Origin of the sequence: Hyphobacterium sp. (assembly GCF_043584775.1) — a bacterium.
In the GTDB taxonomy this organism is placed as follows: Bacteria; Pseudomonadota; Alphaproteobacteria; order Caulobacterales; family Maricaulaceae; genus Hyphobacterium.
Map to the genome: position 1 here is coordinate 2,189,658 of NZ_CP121327.1, position 19,170 is coordinate 2,208,827.

The window sequence follows — 19,170 nt, forward strand, 5'->3', positions numbered from 1 at the left end:
TCGCAATCGCTCTAGTGAAGCGTCACGTCGCTATCGCGTTCTAGACGACCGGCCAGCGCATCCTCGACTACGGATTTCAACGCCCTCCAGGCATCCGCCCGCTGATCATCGCCGGCCTCTTCCATCTCACCAACAGCCAGGTCGGCATAGCCCAGCGCCTTGGCGCCATGACGGTCGACCAGCAGGAAGGCGAGAGACAACATGTCGGCGGGGGTGATGTGGCGGGCGATATTCATGGGTTTATCCGGCTCCGGAATTGAGATTGGCCCACTGCCACGCAAGCGGCGCGCCAGATGAAAGAAGATTTCAGGGACGCAGTTTCAATAACTTGGCTGAATGCCGGATGACCGGAAGCGGGCCAGCTTTGCCGTCAGGTCTTTTCTGCCGGACGTTTCGTGCCGGGTGCATAGCCGCCGCCTTCGAGATAGGCGCGTTCGTCGGGTGTGGAGGTGCGCCCCAGCGCCTCATTGCGATAGGGGAAACGGCCGAACTTGATGATGACGTCGCGATGCAGGCGCGCGTGATGGAGATTGTTATTCCCCTCCGGCAGGCGCGTGGAAAACAGTTCGATCGACGTGTCCTGATCCGCGAGTTCCTCTGAATGCATGAAGGGCATGTAGACGAAGGAGCGGCGGTCATCGGGAATGTCGAGATCCTGCCCCGCCTCAATCATGGCCCGGGCGATTTGCCGGGCCAGCGGGTCAAACTCGAACGCCTTGCCGGATCCGCGCCAGACATTACGGGTGAACTGGTCAAACAACAGGATCAGCGCGAGGCCGCCATCGGCGGTTTCCAGCCAGGGATGGCTCCCCGCCTTTACGCGCCGGGCCTCCTCTTCAATCGCTTTGGCGAACTGACGCCGGATTTTTGCATCGAATTCCGGTGTGGATACGAAGCGCAGTTTCGGGTCGGTGTCATCAAACCAGAAGCGGAGTATGTCGGCAGGCTGGGTCATGGTGCAAACCTAGGTGTTGGGCACCGCTTCAGCAAACGCTATCTGTCATCGTCGCGATCATGATTTCGAGCCCGGCCCGGCTGGCGGCCCGCATCGAAATCATCCGCGAATTGGTGATTCTTGTCGCGATGCCCGGCCTCATCGGCCCGGACGGCAATGACCACATCGCGCAAACGGGCGTCTTCAGGAAGGTTCCAGTACTCAATCGCGATCCGTGGTGCAGCCACATTCTCGAGCGCGCCCGCATCAATTTCTTCCAGATACCGCGTATAGCTGGTGACGGCTTCTTCCTCAAAATAACCGACAATGCGGTGCGCCGTGCGGGGCGCAAACAGATAGATGAAGAAGTAGACGTTATAGAATATGGCCTGAACGATCATGATCAGCAGGCGCTCGAAGACGTTTGGCCGGGCGATTTTCACGAAGGTCATCAGGTGCATGCGCTCATTCTCGGCCTCGTCCAGAAGGTCGCGAATCCATCCGTGATCATCGCGGATATGCCGCAATGAGCTGAGGTGCTGGAGGAGGCCACCAACCATGCCCGGCACGGCCGCCACCGTTTCCAGGACGACGGCGCGGTGCCCGTAACGCTTGCGGAAAAAGCGATCGGCGATGAAGCGCAACATCTTCACAAAGCCAAAAGCGATACGGTCGCTCGGTCCGGTCGCCTTGCGGTGATAATCGATGCCGATATCGGCGCTTTGGGTATTCATTGCGAAAACCTTTCCCGGTCGTCCTGACCGGCTTAATCCTTTTCGGATATAAATGCCCGGCTGGTGCAATGCGAGGCGACCAAATGACCGCGTGCGGAATGGCCGCGGCATGGATGAAAACCGATATTCCCACCGAAGGGTTCCCTCACACGCGAAGGCTGGCTTGCCAAGCCGAAGCTCGCGCAGCGAGCGAAGGCCCCTGCCGGGGCATTCTCCGCCTAAAATTGATTCACTGGATCAATTTTTCTGCCTCCGGCAGACCGGCTAGGAATGGTGCCCCTGGCCCGAATCGAACGGGCACTTCCGAAGAAACCGGATTTTGAATCCGGCGCGTCTACCAGTTCCGCCACAGGGGCAATCCTGAGCAGGGGGCGGAAACTGCCTTCACTTGTGCGGAATTTCAATAGCGGCGCGCTGAGGGCTCGCATTGGATTGCAGATCGACTTATGAGGAAGCGCATGAGCGACGCGCATATTCCGAACCCGGATGTCCCCGAGGGCCTTGTGGCCCGTCTGGTCCATATTGGCGAAACGGCACCGGATGAGGGGCTGACGCTCGGCGATTTCATGGAATCGCTGGGCGAACGGGCCTTCGGCGTCATTCTGTTCGCGCTCGCCATTCCGGTCTGTATTCCCTTTCTCTATGGCATTCCGCAAATCATTTCCCTGCCGATGATGGCGCTGGCCTTCCAGATGGCCGCCGGGCGCGGCGAACCCTGGATGCCGGAACGCTTCCGGTCGCGGCAATTGTCGAAAGACGGGCTGCAGACAATGGGGCGTCAGGCGAGGCGCTGGTTTGGCTGGATCGAGGCGATTGCGCGCCCGCGCCTGCTCTTTCTGTCCGGCCAGATCGGCGAGCGGATTGTAGGCGGTGTATACTGCCTGTTCTGCGCGTCGATCCTCGTGCCGCTGCCGTTGACCAATTCAACTCCCGGGGTTGCCGTGGCCATTGCCTCGCTGGGCCTGATCACGCGGGATGGATTGCTGATCCTTGCGGGTCTGATACTCGGCCTCGTCTGGATCACGATACTGGTCGTCGGCGGACCCGCCCTGATCTATGCGGTGATTGAATGGATTCGCAGCGCAGTCAGCAATTAGTCCACTGTGGACAAAACAGCGATGGCAATGTGATTGGCCCGACCCGCAGTTGAAAGCCTGCGCCCAAATAGCCCGGTTCTGATCGAAAATACGTTCACGAAGATCCTGCCGTTCTTTTGGATGTCGCTAAAACCAACACCTTTATGGCGACTGGAAACGATAAGCTCGGAAACGCTGTCACTCATCCCGTATCGTGAGAAATCGCCGGTTGGCTCGATTTCGATAAAGTATGCTTCCGCGCCATTTCTGGCGTGCGCTTCCGACAATATACGGGCAGTATACGTTCCGCCGATATCGTAATCGTCCGACCGCAAAGTATAGACTCGGTCTTTCTGGCTCAAATAACCCATGTAGGTCGATCTCGGTATAGTGATCTGGGAACGCACCCTGCGGCTGAATGCGCGCTTTGCCAAGGCGCGGCGTGAGACTAAACTTCATTTCATGAAAACGCTCATGACCTGCCTGACCGCACAGCGCTGGCCGTTTCTGGCCGCGCTGGCCTCCGCGCTCATCCTCGGCGGGGCGTATTTCTTCCAGTATGTGCTGGGTTATGACCCGTGCGCGCTCTGCTATGATCAACGGCATATTCATCAGGCGGTGATTGCGGTGGGATTGATCGGCGGTCTGGCGCTGACGCAAAAGCCGGTTCAGCCCTATGCCATGTGGATCTGCCTGATCATTGGCGCGATCTTTGTCTATTCGGCCGGGTTTGCCGGCTGGCATGCCGGGATCGAATATGACTGGTGGGATGGTCCGGCCACCTGCACGGCCGGTGCCACTGCCAATGTCGACGTCAACTCAAGCGACCTGCTCGCAATACTGGATGGCACGGGCGGCCCGATCGTTCTGTGTGATGAAGCAGCGTGGACACTGCTGGGCATTTCGATGGCCGGGTATAATGCGCTGATGTCCGCCGGGCTGGCGATTGCCTCGGTCTTCATCGGGATCAAACGCCGATGAGCCGCGCCCCTCGCCCGCCTTTGCCCGGCCACAAGTCCGACGAAACCCGAATCGCCGAGATGATCCGCGTCGATCATGCGGGGGAATACGGCGCGGTCGCGATCTATGAAGGCCAGCTGGCGGTGTTCGGCAAAATCCCGTCCAAGGTGCGCATTGCCAATCAGCTGCGCCATATGGCGGAAGATGAGCAGGCTCACCTGGATGCGTTTGACGGCTTTATCCGCACACGCAAGGTTCGCCCGACCGCCCTGATGCCGATCTGGAAAATCGCCGGGCGCACGCTTGGCGTGGCAACGGCGTTGATGGGCGAGAAAGCCGCCCATGCCTGCACCGAAGCCGTCGAAACAGTCATTGAAGGCCATTACACCGACCAGATTGCCGAGTTGGAAGTTTCCGGCGAAGCCGATCTGGCCGAGACCTTCACAACTTTCCGCGACGAGGAAGTTGCGCACAAAAATCTGGCTGTTGATGAAGGCGCGAAAGATGCGTTCGGCTATCCGGTGCTCTCAAAGCTGATTGAAGCCGGTTGCCGCACCGCCATCGGCATTACGACCAAGATTTAGCGCTCCAACTCGCTGTCCCAGTAGAGATAATCGAGCCAGCTCGCATGCAGGTATTTCGGCGGGAAGCGCCGGCCCTGCGCCTGCAATTGATGCATGTTGGGCCGGTAGGGGCGCGGCAGATTCATGCCCGCCTGTTGCGGCGTGCGGCCACCCTTTTTGAGATTGCAGGGCGAACAGGCGGCAACGATATTCTCCCACGACGTATCGCCGCCCTGCGAGCGCGGCAGGACGTGGTCAAAGGTCAGATCCTCGACCTTGTCGCGGCCGCAATAGACGCAGCTGAAGCCATCGCGCAGCCAGACATTATAGCGGGTGAAGGCCGGCGCACGGTTGTGGGTGACGTATTCATGCAGCGCCACAACGGACGGCGCATGCATCTCCATGGAGGGTGAATGGATCAGATCGTCATAATTGGAGACGACGGTCACACGTTCCAGGAAGACGTTTTTCACCGCCTCCTGCCAGCTCCAGATGGAGAGCGGCCAATAGGATAATGGCTGATAATCGGCGTTCAGAACGAGGCAGGGCCAGCCCGAAGGGGCTTTATCAAGCACTTGCATGACACCCTCCCATATCCCGAGCGGGGCCAGTTAAATGCATATGCCGATCAAAAGTCCTGAACACACACCTCCCGGTCCGGCCAACCGGCGGGATTCCCAGCGAATCACGCCGAAGTCCAACTTGATCAATTTATACCGCGAATAGCGTAACACGCCTATGACACCGGCGTTAACCTTTTCAGGTGCGTCAGGAATAGGCGCCGGAAAAGACCTTGCCGAGGAAACGGCCGCCGATTTCAAGCCCGTCCGGGCCGATGCCGTGCGGAATACCCGGCGAAATGTGCCACTGACAGGAGGCGCCGGCATCGCAAAGGCCCTGTCCGGCGTCGAACATCATGCCGAGCGGCAGGACATCGTCCCGATCACCGTGGATCAGCTGGATGGGCGGGCGCGAGCGGATCTGCTCCTTCAGCGTCATGCGGCTTGGCATGGCTCCGGAATAGCCGAGAATACCCGCCAGGCTCTGCGCGCGGCGCAGGCCGCAATGCAGGGACATCATCGTGCCTTGTGAAAAACCGACCAGCGCCACATCGCCTGCGGCCAGGCCATAGCGCGTGATTTCCTGATCGATAAAGGCATCGAGGACGGGCGCTGCGGACTCCACACCGCGATTCGCTTCTTGCGGATCGAGCCGCGTGATCGGGAACCACTGATAGCCATTGGGCGCGCCCGGCACAGGCTGCGGCGCGTTGGGCGCCACGAATTGCACGTCCGGCAATTGCTGCGCCCATTGGCCGGCGAGACCGATCAGGTCCTCGCCATTGGCGCCATAGCCATGGACCAGAATGGCGAGCTTGCGCGGGCGTTGGCCGTTTGCGGGCGGTTGTCGGGGTCCGTCAATCATCATGGCGCGGACTATAGAGCGCGGATTGAGGACTTGAAGCGGGCAAGCGCAGGCGCGAAACAGATGTCATGACGGATTTCATCACCCGCTTTGCGCCCTCGCCCACCGGGCATCTGCATCTGGGCCATGCCTTTTCGGCGCTGACCGTCTTCGCGGCCGCGCAAAAAGCGGGCGGGCGGTTTCTATTACGGATCGAAGACATTGATACGATCCGCTGCAAGCCGGAATTCGAAGAGGCCATTTTCGAGGACCTGGACTGGCTGGGGCTGGAATGGGAGGCACCCGTCCGGCGCCAGTCCGAACATTTTGACGCATACCGTGCCGGACTGGAGCGGTTGAAGGCGATGGGCGTCGTTTATCGCTGCTTTAAAACCCGCAAGGAAATCCTCGAGGATATCGGTCGTGCCCCGCACCATCCCGGCGAAGGCCCGGAAGGCGTCATTTATCCCGGCCCCGCCGAACCGCTCAGCGCCGACGCGGAAGCGGAGAAAATCGCTGCCGGAGAACCCTATGCCTGGCGGTTGTCGATGGCGGCGGTACAGCAGCGGCTGGGCGATCTGTCCCGCCTGACCTTTGAGGAGACCGGAGAGGGACCGAATGGCGAAACGGGTATCTGCGCCATTCAGCCGGACCTGATTGGCGATGCCATTCTGGCGCGCAAGGATATCGGCACCAGTTATCACCTCGCCGTCACGCTGGATGATGCGACGCAGAATATCAGCCATGTCATTCGCGGGCAGGATTTGTTCTTTGCCACAACCATGCACCGGATTTTGCAGGCTTTGCTGGACCTGCCCGCTGCGGTTTACCGGCATCATGACCTGCTGACCGGCGCGGACGGAGCGCGCTTTGCCAAGCGCGACAAGGCCCAGACACTCCGATCCCTGCGTGAGGCCGGCGCAGAGGCTGCTGACATTCGACAGCAGCTTGGCTTCGATTGGTGATTTCCCTTTTCCCGCAAGGGGTATATGCGGGAATTTCAGGGAGGGGGCATGAGCGAGCCAAATGAAAAATCCGCGCTGATCGGCCTTCTCGTGTTGATCATGGGGGCTGTTGCCATCGGTATGGCCGCGCCCCTGGTGAAGCTGTCCGAACTGGGCCCGCAAACCGTCGGCTTCTGGCGCATGGCGCTGGCCATCCCGTTCGCTTTCCTGTGGATGCAGTTTGACCGCGATCCACCGCGCAAGCCGGACACGCCATCCGGCTGGAAACGCTGGCTCTATCTGGCCCTGCCCGGCCTCCTGTTCGCCGGCGATCTCGCCTTCTGGCATGCCGGCATCAAGATCACGAGTGTCGCCAATGCGACCTTCCTCGCCAATCTCCAGCCAGTCTTTGTGGTGCTGGCGGCCTGGCTGATCTTCAAGGAGCAGATCACCAGACAATTCATGTTCGCCGCCGGGCTGGCCGTTGCCGGGGCTTCGCTCCTGTCCGCGGGCAATATCACCGTCGCGCCGGAGCGCTGGCCGGGCGATGTGCTCTCCATGGCTACCGCCGTCTGGTATGCCGCCTATATCCTTGCCGTGCGGCAGGCCCGGCGATTTGCGTCGACGGGTACGGTGATCTTTTTCACTGTCCTCGTCTGCTCTCCAATCCTCGGCCTGACGGCTCTGGGATTTGGCGAAACCATTCTGCCCGGCTCCCTGACCGACTGGCTGGTGCTGATCGGGCTGGCGGTCGGTGTGCAGATTATCGGACAAGGCGGCGTGGCCTTCGGGCTGGGCCGAGTTCCGGCGCCTGTGGCCTCCATCATTATCCTGATCCAACCGGTTGTTGCCTCAATCGCGGGCTGGCTGATGTTCGGCGAGGCCTTTGCCCCGATCCAGTATGCCGGGGCCGCGCTGGTTCTGACCGGCGTCTGGTGGGTGCAGCGCAAATCGCGGACTGCGGCATCTCGCGGCTTGGCGAAACCGCCTCCGGGCGGCTAGAGACAGAGCCATGACAAACGCAAACGGCAAAGATGACGTCTTCCTGCGCGACCTCTGGTATTTCGGAATGGTCGGCAGCGAGATCAAACCCGGCCAGATGGTCCAGAAGGAACGCCTCGGCGAGCTGGTCCTGTTTGGCCGCACCCATGACGGTGAGGCCTTCGCGATGACAGATATCTGCCCGCACCGGGCGATCCTCCTGTCCGGCGGGGAGATTGTGAAAACCGAAACCGGCACACAAGTGCAATGCCCCTATCATGGCTGGCGCTTCCACCCCGATGGCCAGTGCGCGAACATTCCCTCTCTGACGGCCGAGCAGACCGAGGGCATGGATATTTCAAAGATCAAAGCGCGCACCTACCCCGTGCATGAAAGCTATGGCGTGATCTGGATCTGGTTTGGCTATGATGCGGAGGCCGAGCCCTGCCTTGATCCGCCGACCCTCGACATCCCCGCCGATTCAAAAATCCGCATGCATGATGAGTGCGACTTCAACTGCGATATGGATGCCGCCGTCATCAGCCTGATGGATCCGGCGCATATTCCCTATATCCATAACCAGTCCTGGTGGCGTACGCCGAAAACCATGCATGAAAAGGCCAAGACGTTCGGGCCAATCGAGCGCGGCTTTTCCATGCTGCCGCACAAGCCGTCATCGAATTCCTTCATCTACAAGCTCTTCGGCACGGACATCACGACCGAGATCAGGCTGGAATTGCCGGGCCTGCGGCCGGAATACATGAAGGCGGGCGACAAGCATGTCACCACGGTGACGATTGTGACGCCGGTGAATGCGGCCAAGACCATCATCTCGGTCATTCTCTACTGGAACCATCCCGCGGTCAGCTTCGTACCGAAATGGCTGATCCGGCGGGGCATGCATATCTTCATGGAACAGGATTCAGCGGCCGTGGATTCGCAAGCCATCGGCATGTCCTATGATCCACCACAAATGTTCATCCATGACAGCGACATACCGGCGAAATGGTATCTGGCGCTGCGGCGGAACTGGGAAAAGCACCGCAAAGACGGCGCGGACTTCGTCAATCCGGTGAAAAAACCGACGACGCTGCGATGGCGGAGCTAGACCCCGCAGGTGCGACAATCCGTGATTGGACCAATGGCATTGCCGGGCCTATGTGAGGCGTCATGATTATATTTCTCAACATCCTGATTGTCGTGGCGATGCTGGCCGTGCTGGTGACGCTGTTTCTCGGCTTCTTCAACATGGCCAGAGGTGGCGAAGGTGCTTCGGCGCGATCAAACATCCTGATGCGTTATCGCGTCGGCATCCAGTTTGTCGCCATCATGCTGATGGTCGTCGGATTCATGATCAAGCAATCGATGGCGGGCTAACGGCCTAGTCGGGCGCCAGCTGGTTCAGGACGCCGCGGATACGCGGTGCGACCTGATCGATGCGTCCCTCATTGACGCCCGCGACCGCTATCCGGCCTTCCTCCGGCCAGATCGCAGCCTGTACAAACCACATCGTGTTCGACCCGGCATGGCGCAGCGATCCATCCGCGCCCATGCCCCAGCCCATCGCATAGTCGGCACCGTCCGGCGGCGTCAGCAGGGTCTGCCAGCTTTCCGGCGACAGATAATCGCTTTCCTCGCCGCGCGCGCCGGCCATGACCAGGCGCAGAAAGACGGCGTAATCCGGCATCGACATGTGAACGCGCCCGGCCGGGTTCATGGCCGGCGGGTTATCAGCTCCGGCATCCGTTCCGACCGCCGTCAGACGGCCCCAGCTGGTCCGGTGCCCTTGCGGTTGATCGCCTTGCGGAGGGCCGAAGCCCGCACTTTCGAGACCCAGCTCGTCGAATAGCTCTGTTTGAATGAGGCTTTCCCAGCTTTCGCCGGAGACGGTTTCCAGCATCATCGCGGCAGCGACATAGCCAGCATTGGAATAAAGGAATTCACCGCCATTATTGGCTGGATTGCGGAGCAATTCACGCAGATAGGGATGGCGATCGGCCTGCGGATCCCGGTCCCCCAGAATGCCGGCCAGCGCCAGCGAGGTCAGCCGGCCCGCATTGGCCTGCAAGCCCGACCGGTGTTGCAGAAGGTCTGCCAGCGTCGCATCCGCGAGCACCGGATCAATCCGGTCGAACCGTGGCCCCAGCGTTTCGCCGAGCGTGGTGTCCCAGGCGATCAGACCGCGTTCAACCAGCCGGGCCGCCAGCAGCGCGGTCATGGCCTTGGTGTTCGACCCGAGATGCCATTGGTCATTCAGCTCAATCATGTCGCCACTGCCGGCCTGACGCTCTCCGGCCACGGATGTCAGCTGAACATCGCTCGTGATCAGCAAAACCACCGCACCCGGCGAACCGGCCTCAACCAGCTCATCCGCCAGCGCCTGTACATCCTGCCGCGCATAGGCGGCAGACGAAAACAGCAAAAGAAGTGCAAACACGGATCGCAACATTGGACGGGCCCCAAGCTTTTCATGTCTTGAAAGCCCATCCTGCCTGATCCAGTTTGCGGCACAACCGGAACAATAAGGACGGGAATCCCATGGTGCGGCTGACCAAGATCTACACGAAGACCGGCGATCAGGGCCGCACGCGCCTGGGCGATATGTCCGAAGTCGACAAAACCGACATCCGGGTCGAGGCTTATGGCACAGTCGACGAAGCCAATGCCGTTATCGGCGTGGCCCGCCGCGCGGTTGCAGACGAAGCTGTCGATGCACTGTTGGCGCGGGTACAGAATGAATTGTTCGATCTCGGGGCGGATCTGTGCGTACCCGATACCGGCGCCGACCTCGGCTATGAGCCGCTGCGCGTGACCTCAAGGCAGGTCGAGGCTCTGGAAGCCGCGATCGACAAATGGAATGCGAATCTGGATCCGCTCGACAGTTTCATCCTGCCCGCCGGCTCGGAAACCTCCGCCCGCCTGCATCTGGCGCGCACGGTCTGCCGCCGGGCCGAGCGGCGCACCGTCGCCCTGCAACAGGTGGATGACCGGCTGAATTCGGAGACCGTGCGCTATCTCAACCGGCTCTCGGACCTGCTCTTTGTGCTCGCGCGCATCGCCAATGATGAGGGCCGGGCCGATGTGAAATGGGTGCCGGGCAAGGACAGATGATGCCGGAGATCGAATTTTTCCTTAAAGGTCCGCTCAGTCAGTGGCATCCGGCGAATTTCGTAGAGGAAGACATTACCTACAACTCGGCCGAACAATATATGATGGCTGCCAAAGCCCGTCTGTTCGGTGATCATGCCATGGCCGCTCGCATCATGGCGTGCGAAAATTCCTACGAGCAAAAACTTATGGGCAGCCGTGTTTCTGGCTTCGACGAGGTGGTCTGGAAGCGCGAACGACATCGCATTGTCTTTCAGGCCAACTGGTTGAAGTTTTCGCAAAATAATGGCCTTGCGAAGAAACTATTGCGGACGGGGAACGCCATCCTCGCGGAAGCGAATCCCAATGATGTCATCTGGGCGATTGGATTGCGTGCGGACGATCCAAGAGCGCAAGACCCCAATCAGTGGCGTGGGGAAAATCTTCTCGGCCAAATCCTGATGGATATTCGCGACCGCTTGGTCGCTCCAGATTAATTCCTGACCGGAAACAGTCATATGTTTCCGGGCCGGTTTGTCTCCACCCCCGCCCCGCCTATATCCGGATGTGTTGCGGCGCGATGCCGCAGATTGATTCACCAGACAGGGAGCCTCCCCCATGAAAGTCCTGACCGCTACTGCCGTCGCCGCGCTGGCCGCCGCAACCGCCTTCGCCGACCCGGTCGCCTATGAGTTCGACCGTGGCCATACAGAGATCAGCGCCACCTGGATGCACCAGGGCCTGTCTCGCCAGTCGCTACAATTCACCGATTATGAAGGCACGTTGCTTCTGGATTTCGACAATCCGGAAAACTCCACGGTGGATATCACCTTCAACCTGATCGACGGACTGTGGGCCGGTGCCCACCATGATCGCTTCATTGGCCACCTGAATTCGCCCGATATTTTCGATACCGCGCAGTACCCGACCGCGCATTTCGTGGCGACCGGTTTCGAGACCGAGGATAGCGTGACCGGCACGATGACGGGTGATCTGACGATTGTCGGCGTGACGGTTCCGGTGACCCTGGATGTCACCCTCAATCGCCTGCGCGATGATGGTACGGCGGGCTTCACCGCGACATCCACGCTGGTTCGGACCGATTGGAGCCCGCAAGTGGGCATCTATGCGCCCGTCGCTGTCTCGGATGAAGTCATCCTGACCATCAATACGGAACTGGAAGTCGCCGAGAGCGACGCCGAATAAGTGACGTCAACGTCACTCTGAATGAAAGGCCGGACCCCGTGTCCGGCCTTTTTGCATGCGGCATTGTGCGGTGCCGCACAGCCGTTGACTTCCGTGGTAGGCAAATGCAGTTTCGCGCCCTATTTCGATAACCAGTGGATTGATGCGGGGCGGTCTGTCCCGCGCAGACCGGGGAAGCTCCATGAAAATACTCGTGCCCGTCAAACGGGTGGTCGATTACAATGTGAAAGTCCGCGTCAAGCCGGACCAGAGCGGCGTCGACCTCGCCAATGTCAAAATGTCGATGAATCCCTTTTGCGAAATCGCGGTGGAAGAAGCCGTGCGCATGAAGGAAAAGGGCGGCGTCGATGAAATCATCGTTGTCTCGATCGGGCCGCAACAGGCCCAGGAAACCATCCGCACCGCGCTCGCCATGGGCGCTGATCGCGGCATTCTAATCAAGACCGATGATGCCGTCGAGCCTCTGGCGGTTGCCAAACTTCTGGCGAAAGTAGTCGAGGAAGAAAGCCCGGAGCTCGTCATCCTCGGCAAGCAGGCGATTGATGATGACTGCAACCAGACCGGCCAGATGCTGGGCGCGCTGCTCGACTGGCCGCAGGCGACCTTTGCCTCGGAAGTCGCGGTCGCCAATGGCAAGGCCAATGTGACCCGCGAGATTGATGGCGGCCTGCAGACCATTTCCGTTGAAATGCCGGCCATCATCACCACCGATTTGCGCCTGAACGAGCCGCGCTATGCCTCCCTGCCGAACATCATGAAGGCCAAGCGCAAGCCGATCGATGTGAAGGCACCGGGCGATTTCGGCGTTGATACGGCTGCACGGCTGAAAGTGCTGAAAGTGTCCGAACCGCCGAAACGCGAGGCCGGTATCAAGGTCGAGAGCGTCGCCGAGCTGGTCGACAAGCTGAAGAACAAGGAAGGGGTGATCTAGATGGCTATTCTTCTCATTGCCGAACACGACAACACTTCCCTGAACGACGCCACGCGCGCCGCGATCACGGCCGCCAAGGAAATCGGCGGCGATATCGATGTTCTCGTGGCGGGATCCGGTGCGGGCGATATTGCCAAGGCCGTTGCCGGTATCGAGGGTGTATCCAAGGTGCTGCATGCGGATGGCGAGGCCTTTGCCAAGCCGACTGCTGAAGCCATGGAAGCGCTCGTTCTGCCGCTGATGGATAATTACGACGTGATGATGGCCGTCGCCTCGACCATGGGCAAAAACTTTTCGCCCCGGATCGCGGCCAAGCTGGACGTCATGCAGATTTCCGAAATCACCGCCGTGGAAAGCGCCGATACCTTCGTGCGCCCGATCTATGCGGGCAATGCGATGATGACGGTGCAGTCGTCCGACGCCAAGAAAGTCATCACGGTGCGTCCGACGACGTTCGAAAAGGCCGGCGATGGCGGCTCTGCCAGTGTCGAGTCCATCGATGCCCCGGCCGGTCCGTTCAAGTCGGAATTCGTCTCCGAAGAGCTGTCCAAATCGGACCGCCCCGAGCTGACCGCCGCCAAGATCGTCATCTCCGGCGGTCGCGGCATGCAGTCCGGCGACAATTTCGTTCTGCTGGACAAGATCGCCGATCAGCTGAATGCCGCTGTGGGCGCGTCGCGCGCTGCGGTGGACGCAGGTTACGTGCCGAATGATTACCAGGTCGGCCAGACCGGCAAGGTCGTCGCGCCGGAACTCTACATTGCCGTTGGTATTTCCGGTGCCATCCAGCACCTCGCCGGCATGAAGGATTCCAAGATCATCGTGGCGATCAACAAGGATGAAGAAGCGCCGATTTTCTCGGTGGCGGATTACGGTCTGGTGGCAGACCTCTTCAATGCGCTGCCGGAACTGGAAGCCGAGCTGACCAAAGCCGGTCTCTAGCCGCTTCAGCGTCTGTGAAAATGAAGAGCCCCGGAGCGACGCTCCGGGGCTTTTTCTATTCGGCCTGAACCATGAAGGCCTCATCCACGGGAATGGCCGGACCATTGCGCCAGGTGATGGAGTTCACCTGCCATTCGCCGCCGGTATGGACCAGCACTATTGTGTTCACGCCGGTGAGAAACACCTCGCCCGTATCGCCGCGCGAGGCTTCATAGGCGGTCAGCACGGTGGCGACCTCCCCGTAGCGGTAAACCGCCCGGCGGGTTTCGCGTTCGACAAAGCCGATCTGCATCAATGCCGGTCCGTGCCGGGCAATATAGTCTTCCGGCGTAAAAGTGCTCGCCAGCGTGCTGCCGTCCGGTAACGGATTCACCGATGTCATTATAGCGCCCTCGGCAAACAGGCTGCGGAAACGATCCCAGTCCCGCTCCTCGCCGACCTCGCCTGAAATCACGTCATAGACCGCGGTCACGATGCGATCGATGCTGGCGGTATCGTCGGCCTGCACGGGCGTGGTCAGGGCCAGAAGTGCGGCGCAAAGCGCCAAGCCTTTAACATGATGCATGATCAACTCCCCCTCTTTCCGGGAGTTGTTCTAGACAGCTGATACGCGCACGCACGTTAAAACATGGTCATGCCGACCGGTTTCCATCAGCCCATGCGAATGGCCGCCTCTATCAGGGCATGCGCGTCTTCGCTATCCCACTCGGCATCGCGCGGCATCCGGCCCATCTCGACGCCATTGCGGTTGTAGAGGATCGACATTGGCAGGCCGCGGGCGCCCACTGCGGTCGGACCAGCGAAGGAATTGTCGTGATAGTTGGGCAGGTATTCGAGGCCCGTCTCCTCGAAAAAGGCCTCGGCCTCCTCGATACGCCGGTCGGCGCTGATGGTGACAACCTGGAAGTCCTCACCGCCATAACGTGCCTGCAAGGCGTCGAGCGCCGGCATCTCCACAACGCAGGGCGCACACCAGGTCGCCCAGTAATTCACCAGAATCACCTGGCCCTCGAAATCGGCCAAGGTCCGTTCAACGCCGTCCGGGTCGATGAAAGTATGGCTGGGCCGCGGTGGGGCGTCATCCAGAGAGACAAATGCCGACATCTCGCCTTCGGCATAGCTCGCCAAACCGGTGGGCGCAGGGCCCTGCATTCCGGAAAACAGCACATAAGCAATTGCCGCCAGCAATATGACCGTGCATGTGATAATCCCGATTTTAATGGGCGAGACATTCATCGCAGAAACCTTTTGACTGGGACCGGCCATGACGGACGGAAAGACAAATAAATCAAACGCGCTCTGGGGCGGCCGGTTTTCCGGTTCCCCGTCGGAGATCATGGAAGGCATCAATGCCTCGATCGATATCGATCAACGCATGGCGTTCGAGGACATTGCCGGTTCCATTGCTCACGCTCGAATGTTGGCTGCAACGGGCATCATTTCAAGCGATGATGCGACGAAAATCGAGAATGGGCTGAATCAGATTCGCGGCGAGATCGAACGCGGCGAAATGAAATGGTCGGCGGCGCTGGAAGATGTTCACATGAATATCGAGGCGCGGTTGAAAGAGATAATCGGCGAGCCGGCGGGCCGCTTGCACACGGCGCGCTCGCGAAATGATCAGGTCGCGACCGATTTCCGGCTCTGGCTCCGTGCAGCGTGCGATCGGGCGGACGCCCTCATCACCGCCTATCAGGCCGCCCTCGTGGCGCAGGCCGCCGCGCATGCCGATACGGTCATGCCGGGCTTCACGCATTTGCAGACGGCGCAACCGGTCAGCCTCGGACATCATCTTCTGTGCTGGGTTGATGCGGCCGAACGCGACCGCAGCCGCTTTGCCGATGCCCGCAAGCGTTTGAATGAGAGCCCGCTGGGATGCGCAGCGCTGGCCGGCACCGCCTTTCCTATCGATCGTCACCAGACCGCCGAGGCGCTCGGCTTTGACCGGCCGATGGCCAATTCACTGGACGGCGTGGCGACGCGCGATTTCGCGCTGGAATTCCTGTCGGCGGCCACGATCTGCGCGGTCAATCTCTCCCGTTTCGCCGAAGAGATCGTGTTGTGGACCTCACGCCGGTTCGGATTTGCGCAATTGTCCGATGCCTGGTCGACCGGATCGTCGATCATGCCGCAAAAGCGAAACCCCGACGCCGCCGAGCTGGTGCGGGCCAAGCCGGGCCGGATTGCCGGTGCCCTGCAGACACTGATCATCGTGGTGAAGGGCCTGCCCCTCGCCTATTCCAAGGACTTGCAGGAGGACAAGGCGCCGGTGTTTCAGGCGATGGACGATCTGGAGCTTGCGCTTGGTGCCATGGCCGGTATGGCGTCGGACCTGACTTTCAATACAGGCAACATGGCAGAGGCCGCAGGTGAAGCCTATTCGGACGCCACCGATCTCGCCGATTATGTTGTCCGCGAACTGGGCAAGCCCTTCCGGGATGCCCATCATATTGCGGGCTCCATGGTAAAACTGGCCGAAAGCCGGAATGTGCCCCTCGCGGGCCTGTCGCTGGAAGACATGCAATCGGTCGAGCCCGGATTGACGGATGAGGTTTATTCCGTGCTTTCGGCCCGCGCCTCCATGGAAAGCCGGACCAGCTATGGCGGAACCTCACCCGTGCGCGTAAAAGAACAGGTAGCACTCTGGCAGAACCGTCTCCGCGAAAGGCAGGCATTATGAAAAAACTCGCAACGCTCATCGTGATCATTGGCGGTCTTGTGGTGTCGGGATGTGGCCTGCGAGGCGATCTGGAACGGCCACCGCCGGCCTGGGGCAATCCGCAACAGTCGGATTCCGCCGAATAGCTCACAAATAAGTAATGCAGGTGCCGCTAGGCGCGCCTGTCTGACGTGATAGTTTCATCCGCATGAAACTCTGGCCCTTGATACAGGCACGCCTCGCGCTGCTCTGGGAACGCCTCGCCCCGGCCCTCTGGCCGGCGGTGCTCCTGATCGGGCTCTATGCCGGCATTTCCATTTTCGGACTCTGGGATCGCCTGGGCGATCCCTGGCGGGCCCTGACCTATGCGGCGGTCGTTGGCGTCTCATTGTGGCTGGGCTGGCGGCGCTGGCGCGATATCGACTGGCCGGATGATGAAGATGCCGCGCGGCGCGTTGAAACCGATTCCGGTATTTCGGCCCGCCCGCATGAAGCCCTGTCGGACCGCCCGGCTGACACATCACCGGAGGCCCAGGCCGTCTGGCTGGCGCACCAGCGCCGCATGGCGGAACGCCTCAAGGGCGCGAAAGCGCGGCGTCCACAAGCCGCCTGGGCGCGCGTGGACAGCTGGGGCCTGCGGGGCGGCGTGATCGTCCTGATTGCGGCGGCCTGGATGGTATCCGGCGATCTGGCCAAGGGCCGTTTGTTTGAAAGCTTCGGATTTGCGCCGGTCTATCGCGGTGTCGAGACCGCGCAGGTCGATGCCTGGCTCAATCCACCCGCCTATACCGGCCTTGCGCCGATCTTCTTTCAGGACGGACAGACCGAGGCCGAAGCGCCGGAAGGATCCGAGCTTGTTATCCGGACAGCCGGCGTGCGACGCGCGCCGAATGTCCGCAATGGCAATGAACGCGCCGAAAACCGCTCCATTGGTGACGGTGTCTGGCAAAGCCATCTGGTCATAGAATCAGATGCCGTTGTGACACTGCGCGCAGGGCGGGAACGCGCCGCCTATCGTATCAATGCTCGCGTGGATACCGCACCGGATGTCGAGATCGTCGCTACACCGGAAGCCAATGTTGAAGGCGAGCTCAGCCTCGAATTCACGGTGGACGATGATTATGGCGCAACGGAATTCCGTATCGAATTCCGGCCGGAAGACGATAGCAGCGCCGATTGGTCGGTGATTGACGTTGATCCTGCTGATCTGACCCGCGGCGAAGATGGCTACCGTGCCACCGTATCGACGGCCCAGCATGTGCTGGCCGGATCGCGCGTTGATCTGCGGATCGCCGCGCTGGATGGCGGCGGGAATACCGGCCTGTCGCCGGAAATCGCCCTGACCCTGCCCGCCCGGGTTTTCCTTGATCCGCTGGCGCGGGCCGTCTCGGAGCAACGCCGCATCGTCATTGGCTCTTCGCAAGATTATGCCCCCCTGCCCGAGCGCGACCCGATGTATGTGGAAGATATTCAGGCCATGCCACCGTTTCAGGGCGAGGAGCCGGAACGCCGCATCGAGCGAGCACCCGATAGCCTGCAAAACGTCGCGCTGGCGCTGGACGCGATTACGGATGCACCTGAATTCTTCTTTGAAGACCCGATTGTCTATCTCGGCCTGCGCCGTGAATTGCACAGCCTGCGCCGCGCCCGGGAATATAACGAGATCGGACCGATCGAAGCCAATCTCTGGCAGATCGCATTGCGGGCGGAGCTCGGCTCGCTGGCAGATGCCGAGCGGGCACTGCGCGCGGCTGAACGCGCATTGATGGAAGCTCTGGCCCGCGGGGCCGATGAAACCGAACTGGCGCCCTTGTTCGAGGCCTACCAGCAGGCCATGGACAACTATATGGCCGCGCTGGCCCGCGAAGCGGCTGAAGATGGCCGTGTCGCCGAAGGCGGCGGCCCGCAGATGAATACGGACGACCTACAAGGCTTGCTGGATGCCTTGCGCGATGCGGCAGAGCTCGGCGATACCGCAGGCGCACGCGAAGCACTGGCGGCGCTCGGCGAAATGCTCCGGAACATGGAACTTACCCTTCAACAGGGCGAAGGCGACGGTGAGCCAAATGACGAAATCAGCCAGGCCATGCGCGATGCGCTGGAAGAGCTGGGCGATGTGATTGGCGAGCAGCGCCAATTGCAGGACGAGACGTTCGAGCAGGCCGAAGGCGGTCCGCAAGGCCAGAGCCAGGGTCAAAGCCAGGGCCAGCAGGGCAGCGAAAGTCAGGGCCAGCAATCCGGTCAGAGCGGCAGCCAGAACGGACAGCCGGGTGCCGGTTCGGAAGGCGCGCAAGCGCTGGCAGAATCGCAAGGCTCGCTGGCGGATCGTCTGGAATCGCTCGCTCAGGCCCTTCCCGGTGAAAGCGGCGAAACCTTTGGCGATGCGGCTGAAGCGATGCGCCGGGCCGAGGAAGCGCTGGAAGAGGGCGATGCTCAGGGTGCCGTTGGCGAGCAGGCGCAAGCCCTGCAGGCGCTGCGTGATGGCGCGGAACGTCTGGCTCAGGGACTTCTGGAGCGGGCTCAGGATGCCACGCAGGCCGGGGCGGAGGGTCAGGATACCGACCCGCTCGGCCGCCCGCAGGATTCCGGCGGATTCTCCAACGGGTCAGGCGTGGACATTCCCGACGAGGCCGAACGCCTCAGAGCGCGGGAAATTCTGGAAGAATTGCGCGAACGCGCGGCCGAACAGGGCCTTGATCAGGACGAGTTGGATTATATCGAGCGCTTGCTGGACCGCTTCGGTTCCTGA

At 60.8% G+C, this 19,170-nt stretch carries 24 protein-coding genes and 1 tRNA gene; 15 read left to right on the top strand and 10 right to left on the bottom strand.

The window, feature by feature from the left end; translation table 11 throughout:
- Positions 1–11 precede the first annotated feature (11 nt).
- The 4 genes from P0D52_RS10990 to P0D52_RS11005 all read right to left on the bottom strand — a co-directional run bounded on the left by P0D52_RS10990 (position 12) and on the right by P0D52_RS11005 (position 2,024).
- Entirely contained in the window at positions 12–236 is a 225-nt protein-coding gene (locus P0D52_RS10990; RefSeq protein WP_394692700.1) for a hypothetical protein, read from the bottom strand.
- A gap of 134 nt (positions 237–370) precedes the next feature.
- Positions 371–955 carry a DUF924 family protein gene (locus tag P0D52_RS10995; protein ID WP_394692701.1) on the bottom strand — a complete coding sequence of 195 codons (585 nt, stop codon included), beginning with the start codon at positions 953–955 and terminating at the stop codon, positions 371–373.
- Positions 956–993: 38 nt separating this feature from the next.
- A complete protein-coding gene (locus P0D52_RS11000; protein ID WP_394692702.1) occupies positions 994–1,668 on the bottom strand; it encodes an alternative oxidase in 675 nt (224 codons plus the stop codon).
- 271 nt (positions 1,669–1,939) lie between these two features.
- Positions 1,940–2,024 (bottom strand) — tRNA-Leu (locus P0D52_RS11005).
- Between the two features lie 102 nt (positions 2,025–2,126).
- On the opposite strand from P0D52_RS11005, the gene P0D52_RS11010 reads away from it, so the two are divergent.
- Positions 2,127–2,765: an exopolysaccharide biosynthesis protein gene (locus tag P0D52_RS11010; RefSeq protein ID WP_394692703.1), complete on the top strand. Its 639-nt coding sequence runs from the start codon at positions 2,127–2,129 to the stop codon at positions 2,763–2,765.
- On the opposite strand, the gene P0D52_RS11015 is transcribed toward P0D52_RS11010, so the two are convergent.
- Entirely contained in the window at positions 2,762–3,115 is a 354-nt protein-coding gene (locus P0D52_RS11015) for a hypothetical protein (protein ID WP_394692704.1), read from the bottom strand. The two genes, P0D52_RS11010 and P0D52_RS11015, sit on opposite strands and share 4 nt — an antisense overlap.
- 91 nt (positions 3,116–3,206) lie before the next feature.
- Between P0D52_RS11015 and P0D52_RS11020 the strand changes: the two genes are divergently transcribed.
- The gene (locus tag P0D52_RS11020; protein ID WP_394692705.1) at positions 3,207–3,725 is read left to right on the top strand and encodes a disulfide bond formation protein B; all 519 of its coding nucleotides are present in this window, start codon (positions 3,207–3,209) and stop codon (positions 3,723–3,725) included.
- The gene (locus P0D52_RS11025) at positions 3,722–4,288 is read left to right on the top strand and encodes a demethoxyubiquinone hydroxylase family protein (protein WP_394692706.1); all 567 of its coding nucleotides are present in this window, start codon (positions 3,722–3,724) and stop codon (positions 4,286–4,288) included. Before P0D52_RS11020 ends, P0D52_RS11025 begins: the two co-directional genes overlap by 4 nt.
- Here the strand turns inward: P0D52_RS11025 and P0D52_RS11030 are convergent.
- Both P0D52_RS11030 and P0D52_RS11035 read right to left on the bottom strand, forming a co-directional pair.
- The gene (locus P0D52_RS11030; protein WP_394692707.1) at positions 4,285–4,848 is read right to left on the bottom strand and encodes an HNH endonuclease; all 564 of its coding nucleotides are present in this window, start codon (positions 4,846–4,848) and stop codon (positions 4,285–4,287) included. The genes P0D52_RS11025 and P0D52_RS11030 overlap by 4 nt on opposite strands.
- Positions 4,849–5,035: 187 nt before the next feature.
- The gene (locus tag P0D52_RS11035; RefSeq protein WP_394692708.1) at positions 5,036–5,695 is read right to left on the bottom strand and encodes an alpha/beta hydrolase; all 660 of its coding nucleotides are present in this window, start codon (positions 5,693–5,695) and stop codon (positions 5,036–5,038) included.
- Between the two features lie 65 nt (positions 5,696–5,760).
- On the opposite strand from P0D52_RS11035, the gene gluQRS reads away from it, so the two are divergent.
- The 4 genes from gluQRS to P0D52_RS11055 all read left to right on the top strand — a co-directional run bounded on the left by gluQRS (position 5,761) and on the right by P0D52_RS11055 (position 8,973).
- Positions 5,761–6,636, top strand: a complete 876-nt coding sequence (gene gluQRS / locus P0D52_RS11040) for a tRNA glutamyl-Q(34) synthetase GluQRS (RefSeq protein ID WP_394692709.1) — start codon at positions 5,761–5,763, stop codon at positions 6,634–6,636.
- A 48-nt stretch (positions 6,637–6,684) separates the two neighbouring features.
- Positions 6,685–7,617 carry a DMT family transporter gene (locus P0D52_RS11045; protein WP_394692710.1) on the top strand — a complete coding sequence of 311 codons (933 nt, stop codon included), beginning with the start codon at positions 6,685–6,687 and terminating at the stop codon, positions 7,615–7,617.
- A gap of 10 nt (positions 7,618–7,627) precedes the next feature.
- The gene (locus tag P0D52_RS11050; protein WP_394692711.1) at positions 7,628–8,704 is read left to right on the top strand and encodes a Rieske 2Fe-2S domain-containing protein; all 1,077 of its coding nucleotides are present in this window, start codon (positions 7,628–7,630) and stop codon (positions 8,702–8,704) included.
- A 62-nt stretch (positions 8,705–8,766) separates the two neighbouring features.
- The gene (locus P0D52_RS11055) at positions 8,767–8,973 is read left to right on the top strand and encodes a twin transmembrane helix small protein (protein WP_187166597.1); all 207 of its coding nucleotides are present in this window, start codon (positions 8,767–8,769) and stop codon (positions 8,971–8,973) included.
- Positions 8,974–8,977: 4 nt separating this feature from the next.
- Here P0D52_RS11055 and P0D52_RS11060 read toward each other — a convergent pair whose 3' ends face one another.
- The gene (locus P0D52_RS11060) at positions 8,978–10,033 is read right to left on the bottom strand and encodes a serine hydrolase domain-containing protein (protein ID WP_394692712.1); all 1,056 of its coding nucleotides are present in this window, start codon (positions 10,031–10,033) and stop codon (positions 8,978–8,980) included.
- 101 nt (positions 10,034–10,134) lie between these two features.
- Between P0D52_RS11060 and P0D52_RS11065 the strand changes: the two genes are divergently transcribed.
- The 5 genes from P0D52_RS11065 to P0D52_RS11085 all read left to right on the top strand — a co-directional run bounded on the left by P0D52_RS11065 (position 10,135) and on the right by P0D52_RS11085 (position 13,762).
- Complete coding sequence (locus tag P0D52_RS11065; protein WP_394692713.1) at positions 10,135–10,707, top strand: cob(I)yrinic acid a,c-diamide adenosyltransferase; 573 nt, start codon at positions 10,135–10,137, stop codon at positions 10,705–10,707.
- Entirely contained in the window at positions 10,707–11,180 is a 474-nt protein-coding gene (locus tag P0D52_RS11070; RefSeq protein ID WP_394694790.1) for an NADAR family protein, read from the top strand. Before P0D52_RS11065 ends, P0D52_RS11070 begins: the two co-directional genes overlap by 1 nt.
- Before the next feature lie 121 nt (positions 11,181–11,301).
- Positions 11,302–11,889 (top strand): YceI family protein, encoded by a 588-nt coding sequence (locus tag P0D52_RS11075; RefSeq protein ID WP_394692714.1) that lies wholly within the window; start codon positions 11,302–11,304, stop codon positions 11,887–11,889.
- A gap of 181 nt (positions 11,890–12,070) precedes the next feature.
- On the top strand, positions 12,071–12,820 hold the full coding sequence (locus tag P0D52_RS11080; protein ID WP_394692715.1) for an electron transfer flavoprotein subunit beta/FixA family protein: 750 nt from the start codon (positions 12,071–12,073) through the stop codon (positions 12,818–12,820).
- On the top strand, positions 12,821–13,762 hold the full coding sequence (locus P0D52_RS11085; RefSeq protein WP_394692716.1) for an electron transfer flavoprotein subunit alpha/FixB family protein: 942 nt from the start codon (positions 12,821–12,823) through the stop codon (positions 13,760–13,762).
- 55 nt (positions 13,763–13,817) lie between these two features.
- On the opposite strand, the gene P0D52_RS11090 is transcribed toward P0D52_RS11085, so the two are convergent.
- Together P0D52_RS11090 and P0D52_RS11095 are read right to left on the bottom strand one after the other, a co-directional pair.
- Positions 13,818–14,327, bottom strand: a complete 510-nt coding sequence (locus P0D52_RS11090; protein WP_394692717.1) for a nuclear transport factor 2 family protein — start codon at positions 14,325–14,327, stop codon at positions 13,818–13,820.
- Positions 14,328–14,413: 86 nt separating this feature from the next.
- Positions 14,414–14,998: a TlpA family protein disulfide reductase gene (locus tag P0D52_RS11095; protein ID WP_394692718.1), complete on the bottom strand. Its 585-nt coding sequence runs from the start codon at positions 14,996–14,998 to the stop codon at positions 14,414–14,416.
- Positions 14,999–15,026: 28 nt separating this feature from the next.
- Here P0D52_RS11095 and argH point away from each other — a divergent pair, with 28 nt between their 5' ends.
- From argH to P0D52_RS11110, 3 genes are all read left to right on the top strand, one after another.
- Positions 15,027–16,442 (top strand): argininosuccinate lyase, encoded by a 1,416-nt coding sequence (gene argH / locus P0D52_RS11100; protein WP_394692719.1) that lies wholly within the window; start codon positions 15,027–15,029, stop codon positions 16,440–16,442.
- Positions 16,439–16,567, top strand: a complete 129-nt coding sequence (locus P0D52_RS11105; RefSeq protein WP_394692720.1) for a lipoprotein — start codon at positions 16,439–16,441, stop codon at positions 16,565–16,567. Before argH ends, P0D52_RS11105 begins: the two co-directional genes overlap by 4 nt.
- 62 nt (positions 16,568–16,629) lie before the next feature.
- Entirely contained in the window at positions 16,630–19,170 is a 2,541-nt protein-coding gene (locus tag P0D52_RS11110; RefSeq protein WP_394692721.1) for a DUF4175 domain-containing protein, read from the top strand.

What these genes read in the sequence shown, in the direction of transcription:
- P0D52_RS11085 (WP_394692716.1), top strand. Translation starts at nt 12,821, where the DNA reads ATGGCTATTCTTCTCATTGCCGAACACGACAACACTTCCCTGAACGAC.
- P0D52_RS11015 (WP_394692704.1), bottom strand. Translation starts at nt 3,115, where the DNA reads ATGGGTTATTTGAGCCAGAAAGACCGAGTCTATACTTTGCGGTCGGAC.
- P0D52_RS11080 (WP_394692715.1), top strand. Translation starts at nt 12,071, where the DNA reads ATGAAAATACTCGTGCCCGTCAAACGGGTGGTCGATTACAATGTGAAA.
- P0D52_RS11035 (WP_394692708.1), bottom strand. Translation starts at nt 5,695, where the DNA reads ATGATGATTGACGGACCCCGACAACCGCCCGCAAACGGCCAACGCCCG.
- gluQRS (WP_394692709.1), top strand. Translation starts at nt 5,761, where the DNA reads ATGACGGATTTCATCACCCGCTTTGCGCCCTCGCCCACCGGGCATCTG.
- P0D52_RS11065 (WP_394692713.1), top strand. Translation starts at nt 10,135, where the DNA reads ATGGTGCGGCTGACCAAGATCTACACGAAGACCGGCGATCAGGGCCGC.
- P0D52_RS11025 (WP_394692706.1), top strand. Translation starts at nt 3,722, where the DNA reads ATGAGCCGCGCCCCTCGCCCGCCTTTGCCCGGCCACAAGTCCGACGAA.
- P0D52_RS11095 (WP_394692718.1), bottom strand. Translation starts at nt 14,998, where the DNA reads ATGAATGTCTCGCCCATTAAAATCGGGATTATCACATGCACGGTCATA.
- P0D52_RS11020 (WP_394692705.1), top strand. Translation starts at nt 3,207, where the DNA reads ATGAAAACGCTCATGACCTGCCTGACCGCACAGCGCTGGCCGTTTCTG.
- P0D52_RS11070 (WP_394694790.1), top strand. Translation starts at nt 10,707, where the DNA reads ATGCCGGAGATCGAATTTTTCCTTAAAGGTCCGCTCAGTCAGTGGCAT.
- argH (WP_394692719.1), top strand. Translation starts at nt 15,027, where the DNA reads ATGACGGACGGAAAGACAAATAAATCAAACGCGCTCTGGGGCGGCCGG.
- P0D52_RS10990 (WP_394692700.1), bottom strand. Translation starts at nt 236, where the DNA reads ATGAATATCGCCCGCCACATCACCCCCGCCGACATGTTGTCTCTCGCC.
- P0D52_RS11030 (WP_394692707.1), bottom strand. Translation starts at nt 4,848, where the DNA reads ATGCAAGTGCTTGATAAAGCCCCTTCGGGCTGGCCCTGCCTCGTTCTG.
- P0D52_RS11000 (WP_394692702.1), bottom strand. Translation starts at nt 1,668, where the DNA reads ATGAATACCCAAAGCGCCGATATCGGCATCGATTATCACCGCAAGGCG.
- P0D52_RS11105 (WP_394692720.1), top strand. Translation starts at nt 16,439, where the DNA reads ATGAAAAAACTCGCAACGCTCATCGTGATCATTGGCGGTCTTGTGGTG.
- P0D52_RS11010 (WP_394692703.1), top strand. Translation starts at nt 2,127, where the DNA reads ATGAGCGACGCGCATATTCCGAACCCGGATGTCCCCGAGGGCCTTGTG.
- P0D52_RS11075 (WP_394692714.1), top strand. Translation starts at nt 11,302, where the DNA reads ATGAAAGTCCTGACCGCTACTGCCGTCGCCGCGCTGGCCGCCGCAACC.
- P0D52_RS10995 (WP_394692701.1), bottom strand. Translation starts at nt 955, where the DNA reads ATGACCCAGCCTGCCGACATACTCCGCTTCTGGTTTGATGACACCGAC.
- P0D52_RS11045 (WP_394692710.1), top strand. Translation starts at nt 6,685, where the DNA reads ATGAGCGAGCCAAATGAAAAATCCGCGCTGATCGGCCTTCTCGTGTTG.
- P0D52_RS11090 (WP_394692717.1), bottom strand. Translation starts at nt 14,327, where the DNA reads ATGCATCATGTTAAAGGCTTGGCGCTTTGCGCCGCACTTCTGGCCCTG.
- P0D52_RS11055 (WP_187166597.1), top strand. Translation starts at nt 8,767, where the DNA reads ATGATTATATTTCTCAACATCCTGATTGTCGTGGCGATGCTGGCCGTG.
- P0D52_RS11050 (WP_394692711.1), top strand. Translation starts at nt 7,628, where the DNA reads ATGACAAACGCAAACGGCAAAGATGACGTCTTCCTGCGCGACCTCTGG.
- P0D52_RS11110 (WP_394692721.1), top strand. Translation starts at nt 16,630, where the DNA reads ATGAAACTCTGGCCCTTGATACAGGCACGCCTCGCGCTGCTCTGGGAA.